This is a genomic window from Pseudomonas sp. FP2300 (assembly GCF_030687595.1).
In the GTDB taxonomy this organism is placed as follows: Bacteria; Pseudomonadota; Gammaproteobacteria; order Pseudomonadales; family Pseudomonadaceae; genus Aquipseudomonas; species Aquipseudomonas bijieensis.
Window position 1 is genome coordinate 6023378 of sequence record NZ_CP117440.1, and the last position, 13984, is coordinate 6037361.

14 protein-coding genes are annotated in these 13984 nt (G+C 56.0%); 9 read left to right on the plus strand and 5 right to left on the minus strand.

The genetic code is table 11. The features are described from left to right. Window position 1 precedes the first annotated feature (1 nt). The 9 genes from eutC (at window position 2) to PSH86_RS26840 (ending at window position 8634) form a co-directional block, all read left to right on the plus strand. Window positions 2-826 carry an ethanolamine ammonia-lyase subunit EutC gene (eutC, locus tag PSH86_RS26800; RefSeq protein WP_176689073.1) on the plus strand — a complete coding sequence of 275 codons (825 nt, stop codon included), beginning with the start codon at window positions 2-4 and terminating at the stop codon, window positions 824-826. Window positions 827-932: 106 nt separating this feature from the next. Further along, window positions 933-1394, plus strand: coding sequence for an N-acetyltransferase (locus PSH86_RS26805; protein ID WP_025569618.1), 462 nt, complete (start codon window positions 933-935; stop codon window positions 1392-1394). 473 nt (window positions 1395-1867) lie between these two features. Further along, entirely contained in the window at window positions 1868-2515 is a 648-nt protein-coding gene (locus PSH86_RS26810; RefSeq protein WP_025569614.1) for a DedA family protein, read from the plus strand. A 6-nt stretch (window positions 2516-2521) separates the two neighbouring features. Beyond that, the gene (locus PSH86_RS26815) at window positions 2522-3334 is read left to right on the plus strand and encodes a zinc-dependent peptidase (protein ID WP_305486077.1); all 813 of its coding nucleotides are present in this window, start codon (window positions 2522-2524) and stop codon (window positions 3332-3334) included. A 111-nt stretch (window positions 3335-3445) separates the two neighbouring features. Then, a complete protein-coding gene (gene ppa / locus PSH86_RS26820; RefSeq protein ID WP_003205933.1) occupies window positions 3446-3973 on the plus strand; it encodes an inorganic diphosphatase in 528 nt (175 codons plus the stop codon). Window positions 3974-4169: 196 nt separating this feature from the next. Beyond that, window positions 4170-4901, plus strand: coding sequence for a helix-turn-helix transcriptional regulator (locus PSH86_RS26825; RefSeq protein WP_305486079.1), 732 nt, complete (start codon window positions 4170-4172; stop codon window positions 4899-4901). 557 nt (window positions 4902-5458) lie between these two features. After that, a complete protein-coding gene (locus tag PSH86_RS26830; protein WP_204334234.1) occupies window positions 5459-6229 on the plus strand; it encodes an HNH endonuclease in 771 nt (256 codons plus the stop codon). A 125-nt stretch (window positions 6230-6354) separates the two neighbouring features. Then, on the plus strand, window positions 6355-6738 hold the full coding sequence (locus PSH86_RS26835; protein ID WP_163856482.1) for a nucleotide pyrophosphohydrolase: 384 nt from the start codon (window positions 6355-6357) through the stop codon (window positions 6736-6738). 24 nt (window positions 6739-6762) lie between these two features. After that, window positions 6763-8634, plus strand: a complete 1872-nt coding sequence (locus PSH86_RS26840; protein WP_305486082.1) for a DUF2075 domain-containing protein — start codon at window positions 6763-6765, stop codon at window positions 8632-8634. A 108-nt stretch (window positions 8635-8742) separates the two neighbouring features. Here the strand turns inward: PSH86_RS26840 and PSH86_RS26845 are convergent, their stop codons facing one another. The 5 genes from PSH86_RS26845 to PSH86_RS26865 form a co-directional block, all read right to left on the minus strand. Beyond that, a complete protein-coding gene (locus tag PSH86_RS26845) occupies window positions 8743-9102 on the minus strand; it encodes a DUF6124 family protein (RefSeq protein WP_116833548.1) in 360 nt (119 codons plus the stop codon). Between the two features lie 412 nt (window positions 9103-9514). Then, on the minus strand, window positions 9515-10090 hold the full coding sequence (locus tag PSH86_RS26850) for a hypothetical protein (RefSeq protein WP_163856478.1): 576 nt from the start codon (window positions 10088-10090) through the stop codon (window positions 9515-9517). A 161-nt stretch (window positions 10091-10251) separates the two neighbouring features. Beyond that, a protein-coding gene (locus PSH86_RS26855; RefSeq protein WP_122568800.1) for an IS3 family transposase occupies window positions 10252-11474 on the minus strand; the annotation gives its coding sequence in 2 pieces (ribosomal slippage) (window positions 10252-11123 and window positions 11123-11474; 1224 coding nt in all). A gap of 120 nt (window positions 11475-11594) precedes the next feature. Continuing rightward, window positions 11595-11954, minus strand: a complete 360-nt coding sequence (locus tag PSH86_RS26860) for a DUF6124 family protein (protein WP_123415236.1) — start codon at window positions 11952-11954, stop codon at window positions 11595-11597. 595 nt (window positions 11955-12549) lie between these two features. After that, entirely contained in the window at window positions 12550-13824 is a 1275-nt protein-coding gene (locus PSH86_RS26865; protein WP_305486090.1) for a glycoside hydrolase family 68 protein, read from the minus strand. Between the last annotated feature and the right edge of the window lie 160 nt (window positions 13825-13984).

Below are 13984 nucleotides of genomic sequence, written 5' to 3' on the forward strand. Positions count from 1 at the left end.
GATGGATAACAAACCTGTCGATCCACAAAACCCTTGGCTGGAACTGCGCCGCCTGACCCCGGCGCGCATCGCCCTGGGTCGCACCGGCACCAGCCTGCCGACCCAGGCGCAACTGGACTTCCAATACGCCCACGCCCAGGCCCGCGATGCGGTGCACCTGGCGTTCGATCACCAAGGGATTCGTGCACAACTGGCCGAGCGCGGCCGCGAAAGCCTGCTGCTCCATAGCGCCGCCGCCGACCGCCATAGCTACCTGCAACGCCCGGACCTGGGCCGACGGCTCGACGAGGCCTCTGCAAAAATCCTGGATGACTACGCAGCGGCTCACCCCGGCGGCGTGGACCTGGCCATCGTCGTCGCTGATGGCTTGTCGGCGCTGGCGGTGCATCGGCATACGCTGCCGTTCCTCGCACGATTGGAAGAACAGATCGCCGCTGACGGCTGGTCGGTGTCGCCCGTGATCCTGGTGGAACAAGGCCGCGTCGCGGTGGCCGATGAAGTGGCGCAGCGGCTCGGTGCAAAAATGTCGGTGATCCTGATCGGCGAACGCCCCGGCCTCAGCTCCCCCGACAGCCTGGGGCTGTATTTCACCTACAACCCCAAGGTCGGCCTGACCGATGCCTATCGCAACTGCATCTCCAACGTCCGCCTTGAAGGCCTGAGCTACGGCATGGCCGCCCACCGCCTGATCTACTTGATGCGCGAGGCCTGTCGCCGCCAGCTCTCGGGGGTCAACCTGAAGGACGAAGCCCAGGTTCAAACTCTAGACTCGGAAAATACCGCCGATATGAAAGGTAACTTCCTACTCATGCCGCCCCAAAGCTGATCCGTTTATCCGTTGCGTTTTTGATCCGCTTTCAGGCAGCATCAAAAGCACGGCAGCGCGAAGTTGTTGTCTGAATATCTGTCGACCCTTGCAGACGAGACCTACCATGCGGATTATCCAAGCGACCCTGGAACACCTGGACCTGCTGACCCCATTGTTCGTCAAGTATCGGGAATTCTACGGCTCACTGCCCTACCCGGACTCGTCCCGAGCCTTCCTCGAAAAACGCCTGCGCCGCAAGGAATCGGTGATCTACCTGGCCTTGCCCGATGACGACGACAACAAGCTGCTGGGCTTCTGCCAGCTCTACCCAAGCTTCTCGTCGCTGTCGCTCAAGCGCGTGTGGATCCTCAACGACATCTACGTCGCCGAAGACGCCCGCCGCCAGCTGGTGGCCGACAACCTGATCCGCACCGCGAAAAAAATGGCCAAGGAAACCAACGCCGTCCGCATGCGCGTTTCCACCAGCAGCAACAACGAAGTCGCGCAGAAAACCTACGAATCGATTGGCTTCAAGGAAGACACCGAGTTCAAGAACTACGTGTTGCCGATCAGCGAAGGGATCTGACCCACTGGTGGCTGGGTGAAACCTCTGTGGCTGAGTGCACCCCTTGTGGCGAGGGAGCTTGCTCCCGCTTGGGTGCGCAGCACCCACAACCCAGCCAACCAAATCCCAATGACACACCACCAACCCTGTGTGGCTAGGTGAAACCTTGTGGCGAGGGGATTTATCCCCGCTGGGCTGCGCAGCAGCCCCAAAACCTGAGCACGCGGTACACCAGACTGACCTAGTCAGCCTTTAGGGGACCGCTTCGCGCTCCAGCGGGAGCAAGCTCCCTCGCCACAAAAGCGGTCCGAGCCGATGCCTCATCCAACCACCCCCTCAGAAATCCCCCGCTACAAACTCAACACGCGCTTCACAATCCTCACCGTATAATGCCGCTCTTCCCAGCTTGTAAGAAAAAGCTACACACTCTGTAGCCATACTCAAAGCCAGCCCCACCAGCCTGCCGAGTCGGGCCGCCACCACAGGTGTTATGCATGGATTTCAACCCCCTCGACCTCATTCTGCATCTCGACGTCTACCTCGACATGCTGGTGACCAACTACGGCACCTGGGTCTACGCCATCCTGTTCCTGGTGATCTTCTGCGAAACCGGCCTGGTGGTGACGCCATTCCTGCCGGGCGATTCCCTGCTGTTCATCGCCGGCGCCGTAGCCGCGGGTGGCGCCATGGACCCACTGCTGTTGGCCGGCCTGTTGATGCTGGCGGCGATCCTCGGCGACAGCACCAATTACCTGATCGGCCGCACCGCCGGCGAAAAACTGTTCAGCAACCCCAACTCGAAAATCTTCCGCCGCGACTACCTGCAGCAAACCCACGACTTCTACGACAAACACGGCGGCAAAACCGTGACCCTGGCGCGCTTCCTGCCGATCATCCGCACCTTCGCCCCCTTCGTCGCTGGCGTGGGCAAAATGAACTACCTGCGCTTCTTCGGCTTCAGCGTCCTCGGTACCGTCCTCTGGGTCGGCGGCCTGGTCACCCTCGGCTACTTCTTCGGCAACGTGCCGTTCATCAAGCAGAACCTGTCACTGCTGGTGGTGGGCATCATCCTGGTGTCGCTGCTGCCGATGATCATCAGCCTGGTGCGCAGCAAAATGAGCCAGCGCGCCTCGAAAGCCTGATCGCCCATGTGGTCCCTGAGCAACTGGCGCCGCCAACGCACCCTCGCCAAACACCCCGTGGCCGAGGACACCTGGCAGCGCGTGCGCCAGCAATTGAGCTTCCTCGACGGCATCAGCCCCGCCGAGGACCAATGGCTGCGGGAAGCCTGCGTACTGTTCCTGCACGACAAACACCTCACCGCCCTGCCCGGCGTCGAACTGCATCAGGAACAACGCCTGCTGCTCGCCGCCCAAGCCCAATTGCCGCTGATGCACCTCGGCGAACTGAACTGGTACCAGGGCTTCCACGAAATCGTCCTCTACCCCGACGACTTCCTCAGCCCCCAGCGCTACCGCGACGCCAGCGGCATCGAGCACGAATGGGACGGCGAACACAGCGGCGAAGCCTGGCCCCAAGGCCCGATCATCCTGGCCTGGGACGGCGTGCTCGCCAGCGGCGGCTGGGACGGCTACAACCTGGTGATCCACGAACTGGCGCACAAACTCGACATGCTCAACGGCGACGCCAACGGCCTGCCGCCGCTGCACGCCGACATGCGCGTCCAGGATTGGGCCGACGCCATGCAACAGGCCTTCGATGACCTCAACCGCCAACTCGACCACAACCCCGACGCAGAAACCGTCATCGACCCCTACGCCGCCGAAAACCCAGCGGAATTCTTCGCCGTCACCAGCGAATATTTCTTCAGCGCCCCGGACCTGCTGCACCAGGCCTATCCCAAGGTCTACGAACAGCTCCAGGCATTCTACCGCCAGGATCCTTTGGCCCGGCTGCGGCAACTTCAAGCCGAAGATCCGGTCTATCAGGCGTCATACTAAGGTCTCTAAGACCCTGCTAACGTGGCAACAGCGGCTGAATATGCCTATAATCGCCGCCACTTTTTGGTCAATCCGACCAGTCATTTGGTCAACTAACGGGGGCACCGCCCAATGAGCTACAGCAAGATTCCGGCTGGCAAAGACCTGCCGAACGACATCTACGTCGCGATCGAAATCCCGGCCAACCACGCCCCGATCAAATACGAAATCGACAAAGACAGCGACTGCCTGTTCGTTGACCGTTTCATGGCTACCCCCATGTTCTACCCGGCCAACTACGGTTACATCCCCAACACCCTGGCCGACGACGGCGACCCCCTCGACGTGCTGGTCGTGACCCCATACCCAGTGGCCCCAGGCTCGGTCATCCGCGCCCGTCCGGTCGGCATCCTGAACATGACCGACGACGGCGGCGGCGATGCCAAAGTCATCGCAGTGCCACACGACAAACTGTCGCAACTGTACGTTGACGTGAAGGAATACACCGACCTGCCACCGCTGCTGATCCAGCAGATCGAGCACTTCTTCGCGAACTACAAAGACCTCGAAAAAGGCAAGTGGGTCAAGATCGAAGGCTGGGCCGGTGCAGACGCCGCCCGCGAAGCGATCACCAAATCGGTTGCCGCCTACAAAGGCTGAAACTGAATTTGCAGAAGAACCCCGGTTTGCACCGGGGTTTTTTTATGCCTTAATGGCGCTTAATACCAACTTGTATTAATACTGTTTAACAGCGTTTAGCCCGCCCCTTTCAGATCCTGCAAACGGAAAGATCGTCTTATATATTTGCACGACTTGTTTATTGCCGAAAACACAGTCGCCCCTAAACTTTCCGTTTATGAAAATACTTTCCAGTGGCGACCGCTTCAGAGCCCTTCTAAAAGAAGCGAACATCCGTTCCGCCGACTTCGCGAAGTTATACGGCGTGAAATCCCAACACGTGAACAACTGGTTCAACCGTGGCATCCCGCCAGGGCGCATCCATTCCATCGCCAGCCTGCTGACGGTCAGCCCGGAGTGGCTCGCCCACGGCGAAGGCCCCCAAACCCCATTGGGCCTCGGCCCCGGCACCACCTACGAAGCCGCCGAAAACGACGGCGTCTACAGCGTGGTGGAACCCACGGACATCGAACTGCCTTTCTACAAGGAAGTCCCCATCGCCCCCGGCGAAACCAAAACCCACATCGTCGAAATCCCCGACCAATCCATCCGCCTGCCCCGCAGCCACCTCGAATCCCTGGAAATCGACCCCGGCGACGCCATCTGCATCACCATGGTCGGCGACAGCATGGCCGAACGCATCGAAGACGGCTCCACCCTCGCCATCGACCGCGGCCTGACGCAAATCGTTGATGGCCAGATCTATGCGCTTGAGCATGATGGGATGCTGCGTATCAAATACCTGCATCGCGTTCCTGGTAATCGGCTGCGGCTGCGTAGCCACAATAAGGCTGCGTATCCGGACGAAGTCTTCAGTGCTGAACAGATCGATGCGCAACATATCCGAGTGATTGGCTGGGTGTTCTGGTGGTCAACCCTCAACAAACAGAGACCACCGGTATTCGACTAACCCACCCAAGACCAGAAACCGTGGCAGGAACTGCAGTAGGAGCTGTGGCAGGAGCTGTGGCAGAAGCTTTTGTGGCGAGGGAGCTTGCTCCCGCTGGGCTGCGCAGCAGCCCCCGGCTTTTCCCCTGAATCACCGATAACCCAATGATTCCACACCACTTACCACTGGGCTTCCGAAGAAAACCCGCGTATCCTCCGCCCCACATTTGCGAGCCCACACCTCGCACCGACAAGGCAGATCACTTTCTGACCAAGTCCCACAGCCGGCCGCAAGAGCCGGATGTACGTTTTGAAGGCTGGTGAGGTTTGTCAAAAACGAACTGAGTTAGTCAACGAGAAGCCGGCCATAAGCCGGCTTTTTAATGTCTGAATTTATCCCATCCCCATGCAAAATTCCGCCTGATGGCCAAACAACGCTGCGCGTGAGCATCCCCTGTGCTCGACAGCGAAGCCCATCGAACCTCGTATGATTCCCAAACGCCATCAGAAGAGAATATTCTGACGACATATTGCGCTGCGTCCTACAGCGAAACGGGAAACCTACGGATAGCCCCCGCCATGTCCTCTTCACCTACCAGCAATCAATCCAATCCGCCTTGGAGCCGTGACGAACTCGTCCTAGCTCTGAACCTGTACCTGCTTTACCGCAATGGCTTACCTGGCGTTAACCATCCAGAAGTCCGAGCCCTATCACAGAGCCTCAATCTCATTGGCAACGCCACCGGTGCGAGCAAGAACCAGAGTTTTCGTAACACCAATGGTGTCTGCATGAAGCTCAACAATTTCCGTCGTTGGGATCCGAGCTATACCAACACTGGTCGCACAGGTCTTGCAAAAGGCAATAAAGACGAGGAGTTGGTATGGCTGGAATTCGCGGATAACCCCGAGCGTCTAGCCGAAGTCGTAGCCGCCATCAAGGCGAACGTCGGAACCACTTCTTCTGCTACGCCAATAGATCTAAGCGCGGAGGAAGAGCCGGGCTTCTTCGAAGCAGAGGAAGGAAAAGTGTTAACCCGCGTACACCGTGTACGGGAAAGGGACAAAAAACTCGTCAAACGAAAAAAGGACGAAGCCCTCAAGAACCACGGTGTTCTCCAGTGCGAAGCCTGTGGCTTCAACTTCAGCAAAACATACGGCCCAGACGTCGATGGCGTTATCGATGTGCACCACACTAAGCCACTGCATACGCTCCAACCTGGCGATAAAACCAAGCTCGCGGACCTCGCATTGTTATGTGCCAATTGTCATCGTGTGGTGCATTCACGCCGCAAATGGCTAAGCGTTGCAGAGGTCAAGGATCGCTATCAAGCAGCCAAAAACAAAGCCTGAGCTGGATCTACTGTCGAAGGGTCAGTGAAAAGCCCACTACCCCAAAAGAAAACTCTTACAATCCATCCCTAAATTTCTGACGTGGCTGTTGGTCACGTTTCTGTCGGCAAACAAGAGGCAAGTCTGTGAGCAAGGCAGATGGCACATCCAAACAATTAATCGACGTGGAAAATCTTGCAGCTTCGCTCCAGCGCTTTGCAGATGATCGCGACTGGCAGCAATTCCACTCGCCCAAAAACCTTCTGCTAGCGCTGACAGGCGAGGTGGGTGAGCTTTGCGAAGTTTTCCAGTGGATGAGCGAAGCCGATTCACTGGCTGCTGCTAACCATCCGACGACCGCCCAATCAGTGAGGGACGAGTTAGCCGACGTACTCATGTACTTGGTTCGCCTGAGTAGCGTGCTTGGCGTCGATCTCAACGAAGCGGTTACAAGCAAGCTTGCTCTGAACGGCCAGAAATACCCCGTCGACAAAGCCAAAAGCACCAGCAAAAAGTACGACCAACTCTGACCTTCAGTGCTCTAAGGATCTCTTGTGATCGTTTACGCGGCGACCAAACAGCAATTCCTGAAAGACAATGATAACGACGACATTGAAGAAGTGATCCTGCGGCACTTCAAAGAGGCCACCGGTAAGAAGGTGGGCGTATCAGAGATCAGGTCGTGGCAGGGATCCTTGACCTACATGGCCAAGGTACTTCGAGATGATGACCTGCCTAGCAATGCTGGCCTGGCTATTGAGCTGCACATCCCTCAGTCCACGAAGCGTATCGACTTTTTGCTCACAGGTCGTGATGAGAACCAAGCCAAAAAAGCCGTATTGATCGAGCTGAAGCAATGGAGCAAGGCGAGCGCAACCACCAAGGACGCAATTGTCAAAACTGCCTTAGGTGGCGGTCTCGTTGAAACCATTCACCCGTCCTATCAGGTATGGTCATACGCGGCACTGTTAGAAGGCTTCAACGAAGCGGTCTACGACAAAAGCATCGAAATTCGCCCCTGTGCCTATCTGCATAACTATGTCAGCGATGGCGTCATCGACTCCGCTCACTACCAAGCCCATACCAGTAAAGCTCCGTTGTTCCTCAAAGGCCCTGAGGAACTGACGAAACTACGAAGTTTCCTGAAAAAGCACATCACTCACGGTGACAACAAAGAGGTGCTTTACGAACTCTCCAACGGAAAAATTCGGCCATCCAAAGCACTAGCCGAAGCGCTTACCGGGCTCATGGATGGCAAACCTGAGTTTGTGTTGATCGATGACCAGAAAGAAGTCTTCGAGTCAGCACTTGTTGCGGCAGGTGAAGCGTCTATAGCAGCGCCAAAGGTACTGATCATTGAGGGCGGTCCAGGGACCGGAAAAACCGTTCTGGCGATCAACTTGCTGGTAAGACTCACCGCGTTAAAGCTGCTTAGCAAATACGTCTCGAAAAACGCAGCGCCTCGCAAGGTGTATGAAAGCAAGCTCGTTGGTACGATCAAACGCAGCCATTTTTCCAATTTCTTTTCTGGCTCGGGTGCGTTTATTGAAACTGAGCCCAACACGTTCGACGCTCTGATCGTTGACGAAGCTCACCGGCTCAATGAAAAAAGCGGTCTGTATGGAAACCTGGGCGAGAACCAAATTAAGGAACTGATCAACTCTTCGAAATGCTCGATTTTCTTCATCGACGAAGATCAGCGCGTGACCTTGAGCGACATTGGCAGCAAACAGGCTATTCGTACCTTTGCGAAATCCAAAGGCGCAACCGTGGAGGAATACACACTGTCCTCTCAGTTTCGTTGCAGCGGGTCTGATGGTTATCTAGCGTGGCTGGATGACGTATTGGCTATTCGACTGACCGCCAATCAGCTACTCGATACTAGCGAGTACGAATTTAAAGTGTTCAACACTCCGCAGGCAATGCACGCGGCCATTGAGCAGAAAAACCACGGAAACAAAGCTCGCGTAGTCGCGGGTTACTGCTGGCCTTGGCTCAGTAAAAAAGACTCCAAGGCTTCCGATATCGTGATCGGCGATGACTATGCGCGCCAATGGAACCTGGATCAGGACGGCAGTTTGTGGATCATCGCGGAAAACTCCATCGAACAGGTTGGTTGCATTCATACCTGCCAAGGGCTGGAAGTTGACTATATAGGGGTGATCATCGGCCCGGATTTGATCGTCCGTGATGGGAAAGTGCTGACATCGCCGCACAAGCGTGACAAGCACGACAAATCGATTCGTGGCTGGAAGAAACTGATGAAAGAGCAACCTGATTTCGCGCAGAAAGAGACGGACCTGATCATCAAAAACACGTACCGAACACTGATGACCCGTGGAATGAAAGGGTGCTACCTGTACTGTACTGATCAGGAAACGGCACAGTACTTTGAGAGTCGGCTTGCCGAGTACCGCCCCCGCTGATGCCCTGCTGATTGGACAATTTGGGCATTCGTCGTTTCGGAGCTTTTTATATGAAAGGTCTTGCCAAGCAAGACCTTTTTTCGCCAGAAAGGCAGCCAACGCCCCGCCCTATCTCACCTCAACAATATCCAAAGCCCGATTAGCCAACAGTTCACTCACCTCAATCACCTGCAAAATCCCCATCGCAACACGCCTTCGCGATCCCTCAAGATCAAACGCCAAATCACTGATCATGGCATTGGCTGCAGCCAGGTTTTCACTGAGACTGGCGAGCAAACATTCCGAATCAACATCAGGCGCGATACGAAAGATGCTGTTGGGATTGTCAGACGTTTCTTTCTTCGGCGTAGGCTTCAGATAGAAATCCAAAGCTCGGTTAGCAGCATCATCAAGTTTCTTGTTACGAGCCGACTGAACGCGGGACACGGTTTCGTCGGTAGCTGGCGGGTTCGGTGTAATTTTGACCATGGTAAAGCTCCTAGAGTCTGTTGGAGCTGCCACCATTCGCTGCGAAACGAAGTTGGGGTGGCAGCTGTACGCGGGTTCGCAGACCGGGACTCTAGGGACCGGCAGACCCGAAGGTCTCCCACGCACAGCCACCTCTGACGAAATCACAGACATGGGCGATCTGCTTTCGAAGGTGACGTTGTGCGCCTATAGAGTCCGGGCTGCGAAACCCGATCACTGATGAGCAGTGACGGATTCAAACTACCGAGGGGACCCAAGACGCACAAGCCGGCGGATTCTGGCGTAGTTGTAGGCAATGGCGCAAGGCGACGTCAGCCCCTCCTAAATCCCGCCCGCCCCAATAAACACCGCGTCGCCTCACCCGTATTCAAACAAACCACCTTCGCCTGAGTCGCCTCCATCCTCATTCGGTTCAACGATAAAGGGTCCAGGCACCAAGCAATGTCAGAGCCCAGAGCAAAACTCCAGCCACCATGAAGAGGTAATTCCATGCGGTGAAACGCGAATTGCTCGACGCTTGAGGATCATTGGCGGCGAAGTTGATCATCGGTTGACTCCGGCTCACCACATAGGCCCGCAGTGGAATCGCCAGCAGTAACCAACCGGCCAGGAATGCAAAGCCATCGACGCGCTTCGCCACTGCATCCAACAGATTGGCACCGACCGTCAGCACAACGAATACGGTTGCCCACTGTTCATAATCCCACTCAAATGTACGACCACTGCTGCGAATTTTCTCATTCGCTCGGCGATACAGTTGGTGAATGAAAAATATGCATAGCAGGCCGCGGGCCCACGGCCAGATATCGGCCTGGGTAGATTGCTTGTAGAGGCTCCAGTTTTTGTATGACCAGTAATAGAAATAGAAGCCAAACGTCAGAATCGCCAGTGTCAGGAGCTTTGCTGGCGACACCACATAAAACTCGGATGGCTGTTCAGCGATGGTCTCCAGTTGAGCCAAAGGCGGTGCGTAAACATTTTCGGACACGGCTACTTCCTTGATAAGAGAGGACAGAAGGCTAACGACCTGCTGGGCGAAATGTTGAGCGAAAAATTGAGTGTCATCATCACAATCAATCATGTTTCGTGGCTGGCCGCTGCCGGGCGAACGGTGTCTAGTCCTGAAATAGGTTTACACCTGTTTCAGTCTCAAAACGCCCGATGCACCGCATCGGGCGTTTTGTATTTCAGGGCCAAATGAGGTCGCTTACGGTTATAGATTTCTATCGATTCCTCAACCATGCGCTTGGCTTGGGCGAGGTCTTTGGGACGGTGTAAAAGAAATTCTGTTTTCAGAATCCCATTCACTCGTTCCGCTAGGGCATTCTGGTAGCAGTCGTAGCCATCCGTCATCGAACACCTGACGCCATGCTTGGCGTGCAGCTTTTGGTAGAGATCAGAGCAGTATTGCGAGCCCCGATCGGAGTGATGTACCAGTGGCTGATTGGTTCTTCGGTGTCGAAGAGCTTTCGTCATCGCCCGGATGACTGACTCGGTATGCAGGCTTTCATGCACATGATGGCCGACTATTTTGCGCGAGAACGCATCAGTGACCAGACTTACGTAAGCGACGCTTTGCTCGGTCGGTAAATAGGTTATATCCGCCACCCACACCTGTTCCGGGCCGGTGGCAGTGACTTGGTCAGGGCCGGGCTTGAGCCGATTCGGATGTCGACGGAAGCGATGATGACTGTCGGTAGTCTTGTGATAAGCGCGTTTGCGTGGGACCAGTTGTCGATGGTCTCGCAGAATATCGAACAATCGATCTCGGCCTACCGTTTGCGTTAGTTCAGGTTCGGCTTGCATTAGCCCATGCAGCTTACGGGTGCCCAACCGAGGCATTTCAAGGCGTGCCTCCAGCACAAACCCCAGCACCTTTTGCGCATGGCTAGCTTGCGCGTCGTAAGCTCGATTGCGCTTGTAATACGCCTGCCGTGAGATGCCCAGAAACTGGCAAGCCCTGGTGACACTCAGGCCTTCGATTTGCCCTTGGCTGAGGACTTGCCGGATCGCTTTTTTACGACAGAAACACCGTAATCGTTTTTCAGCACGTCAACGACAGCTTCAAAAAATTGGGCTTTCTGGTTGGCAAGGGCCAGCTTTTCTTCCAGCTCCTTGATTCGCTGCTCTGGTGTCAGCGGCAAATTTGGCTCGGCCATCGGTCGGTTCCTCTGGGCACGAATGGAGGCGCCTTGGCTCCAGTCCTGCCGCCCATGCTTGCGTAACCATACCAACACAGTCGACCGGCCCTGAATCCCATAACGCCGTTGAGCCTCTTTATAACTCAGTTCGCCCTTTTCAACCTGATCGACAACCGCCAATTTAAAGCCCAGCGTGTAATCACGCTGACTACGCCTTCTTCCTGAATCCATTGGTTCCTCCTGAGGATAGGTCAGAAGGTGTAAACCTTATTCAGGACGAGACACGGCCACAAAAAAGGCCTTGTCATGCAAGACCTTTTTTTCACAATCCGGGGTAAGCGCGGCCCCTTGTTACCTCACCTCAACAATGTCCAAAGCCCGATTAGCCAACAGTTCACTCACCTCAATTACCTGCAAGATCCCCAACGCAAAATGCCGTCGTGATCCCTCAAGACCAAACGCCAAATCACTGATCATGGCATTCGCCGAAGCCAGGTTTTCACTGAGATTGGCCAGCAGACATTCCGAATCAACATCCGGTGCGATACGGAAGATGGTGTTGGGTTTGTCGGACGTTTCGTTCTTCGGCGTAGGCTTCAGGTAGTAATCCAACGCCCGGTTGGCAGCGTCATCAAGCTTGTTGTTACGAGCAGACTGAGCGCGAGACACATGCTCATCGGCAGTCGGAGGGTTCGGTGTAATTTTTGCCATCGACTTAGGTTCCTTAAGTGATGCTGCAGCCATCTCGCGACTAAACGAGAGGGCGGCAGCTGTGCGCAGGTTAGTCGACCGGTGAACCTAAGAATCCCGGCGCGCCCGGGGGCGCCCTGCGCACAGCCACCATCAATACAGGAACAGCACAGCCTGTCCGACGGGGACTTGATACGCCTTAGGTTGAGACGGGCGACTAAACCCGATCACTGATGCTCAGTGACAGGACTCAAACTACCGACGCCCTCCAAGACGCACAAGCCGGCGGATTCTGGCGTAGTTGTAGGCAATGGCGCAAGGCGATGTCGGTCGTGGCTAGCCTCGTGGAGTCACGATAAACAGCGGGCCGGAATGTTGCTGATGCACCGCTATCGCGAGCAAGCTCGCTCCCACAGAGGAGCTTGTGTACATACGTCGCGGGAAATGCATTCGCAACCGACTGCATCCCTGCAGCCAGTCGCGAAGACGGTTACAACTCGTTGTTCAATGGAGCTTGCGAGCAACATCGCAATGAATCAGGCGGGATATCTCGATCATATCCACAACGGTTTTGACATCGACCTCAAACCCGCTGCCTGAAACCCCTGCGTCGCTATTACTTGAGTGTGACGTCGAGCATCGGCGGGATGTAACCGTAGTCGTACTCGGCCACCACGAACGTCTGCAGCCCTTTTATTTTCATGCCCACCGTGGGTGCTTCAGTGCCGCCAACACGAATCTGCGTGCCGGTTTCGTCGGTCGGTACGCTGTCGATGAAGGAGGTCACCAGGCCGTTTGGCATTACATAGTGCGAGTAGGTCTGGAACGGCTGGGAGGACGGGTTGCCCAGCACCAGGCCGGATCCGTTCAGCGGCACGTAAGGGCCGAACAGCGAGTCCGCGACGAAACCGTACACGCCGTCCGGCCCGGTCACGCCGTCGGCGTAGGTGAAGGTATGGCTGATCGTGAACAGGTAGTACTTGCCATCCTGGAACACGAAGTGCGGGCGTTCGGTCTGGTCGTTTACGCCCACGGCGGTCAGCAGTGGCGGCAACATTTCCCAGTCGTCACCGTCCGCGTCGCGGGCCACGGCGATGCCAACACAGGCGGTCTGGTAGCGCGAGTTGCCGACATCTTCATAACCCGGCGGCACATCGCCGATTTCTGCCTCTCCCACTTTATGCGAGCCGCGCTCACCGGCCACGTTGCCCTCGAACAGCATGTAGAGCTTGCCGTCTTTCGGGTCGCGGAAAGGCCATGGGTCGCGGAAACCCCAGAACGCGTTTTGGGCTTCGGTCTGGTACATGTTGCCGTCGGCCTCGAACAGCGGCTTGACCTTCTCGAAGCCGACCATGCTGACACCATGTTCAGTGGTCACCACCCGACCGCGCACCTTGACGATGGTCGCGCCCGGGGTGACGGCGGTGTAATACAGGTCCACTTCACCTCGGTCGTTCAACAGGATCGGCGTACCGGCCCATTCGCGAGCGGTCGGCGAAACGCCTTCGGCCATCACACGGCCACCGAATTCCCAGTTCTTGCCGGTACGAGAAAACCAGTAGTACATCTTTGCTCGACCGTGACGATCGTTCCAATCGCGGAGGATGTCGTAGTTACCGTCCTCGTCGAGGTACTGCGGGTCGTTTGGATGACGATCGGCCGTCAGGGTGAAGATCACCGACCAGCCATCGACGGACGTCACGTTACCGTCCAAGTCACGCAGGGGCATGGTGTCCCAGATGAATACGTCGTTGTTCAGTACCGGGAAATCTGCGCGGACCAGCGGCTGAGTGGTGGTGGGGTCATCTGCCCGGACTTTCAACGCGTCGGCGCGGGTCCAGAGGCTGGGTTGATGGGGGGTTACACCGAATTTTTCAGGGTTGGTTTTCATGAGTTATTGCCTCGTCCATGAATGGATTCAAATAAATAGCGATTTATAAATACTGTATGCACATACAGTTAGGCCACCTTATAGAGGCTCATGCATGCGGGTCAAGCAAAAAAATGCATTTGTGCATATTTTGGTTTTTCACTGAAGCTGATACGTTTCA

Excerpts from the sequence above, each read along its gene's own strand:
- eutC (WP_176689073.1), top strand. The coding sequence starts at position 2 with ATGGATAACAAACCTGTCGATCCACAAAACCCTTGGCTGGAACTGCGC.
- PSH86_RS26805 (WP_025569618.1), top strand. The coding sequence starts at position 933 with ATGCGGATTATCCAAGCGACCCTGGAACACCTGGACCTGCTGACCCCA.
- PSH86_RS26810 (WP_025569614.1), top strand. The coding sequence starts at position 1,868 with ATGGATTTCAACCCCCTCGACCTCATTCTGCATCTCGACGTCTACCTC.
- PSH86_RS26815 (WP_305486077.1), top strand. The coding sequence starts at position 2,522 with ATGTGGTCCCTGAGCAACTGGCGCCGCCAACGCACCCTCGCCAAACAC.
- ppa (WP_003205933.1), top strand. The coding sequence starts at position 3,446 with ATGAGCTACAGCAAGATTCCGGCTGGCAAAGACCTGCCGAACGACATC.
- PSH86_RS26825 (WP_305486079.1), top strand. The coding sequence starts at position 4,170 with ATGAAAATACTTTCCAGTGGCGACCGCTTCAGAGCCCTTCTAAAAGAA.
- PSH86_RS26830 (WP_204334234.1), top strand. The coding sequence starts at position 5,459 with ATGTCCTCTTCACCTACCAGCAATCAATCCAATCCGCCTTGGAGCCGT.
- PSH86_RS26845 (WP_116833548.1), bottom strand. The coding sequence starts at position 9,102 with ATGGTCAAAATTACACCGAACCCGCCAGCTACCGACGAAACCGTGTCC.
- PSH86_RS26860 (WP_123415236.1), bottom strand. The coding sequence starts at position 11,954 with ATGGCAAAAATTACACCGAACCCTCCGACTGCCGATGAGCATGTGTCT.
- PSH86_RS26865 (WP_305486090.1), bottom strand. The coding sequence starts at position 13,824 with ATGAAAACCAACCCTGAAAAATTCGGTGTAACCCCCCATCAACCCAGC.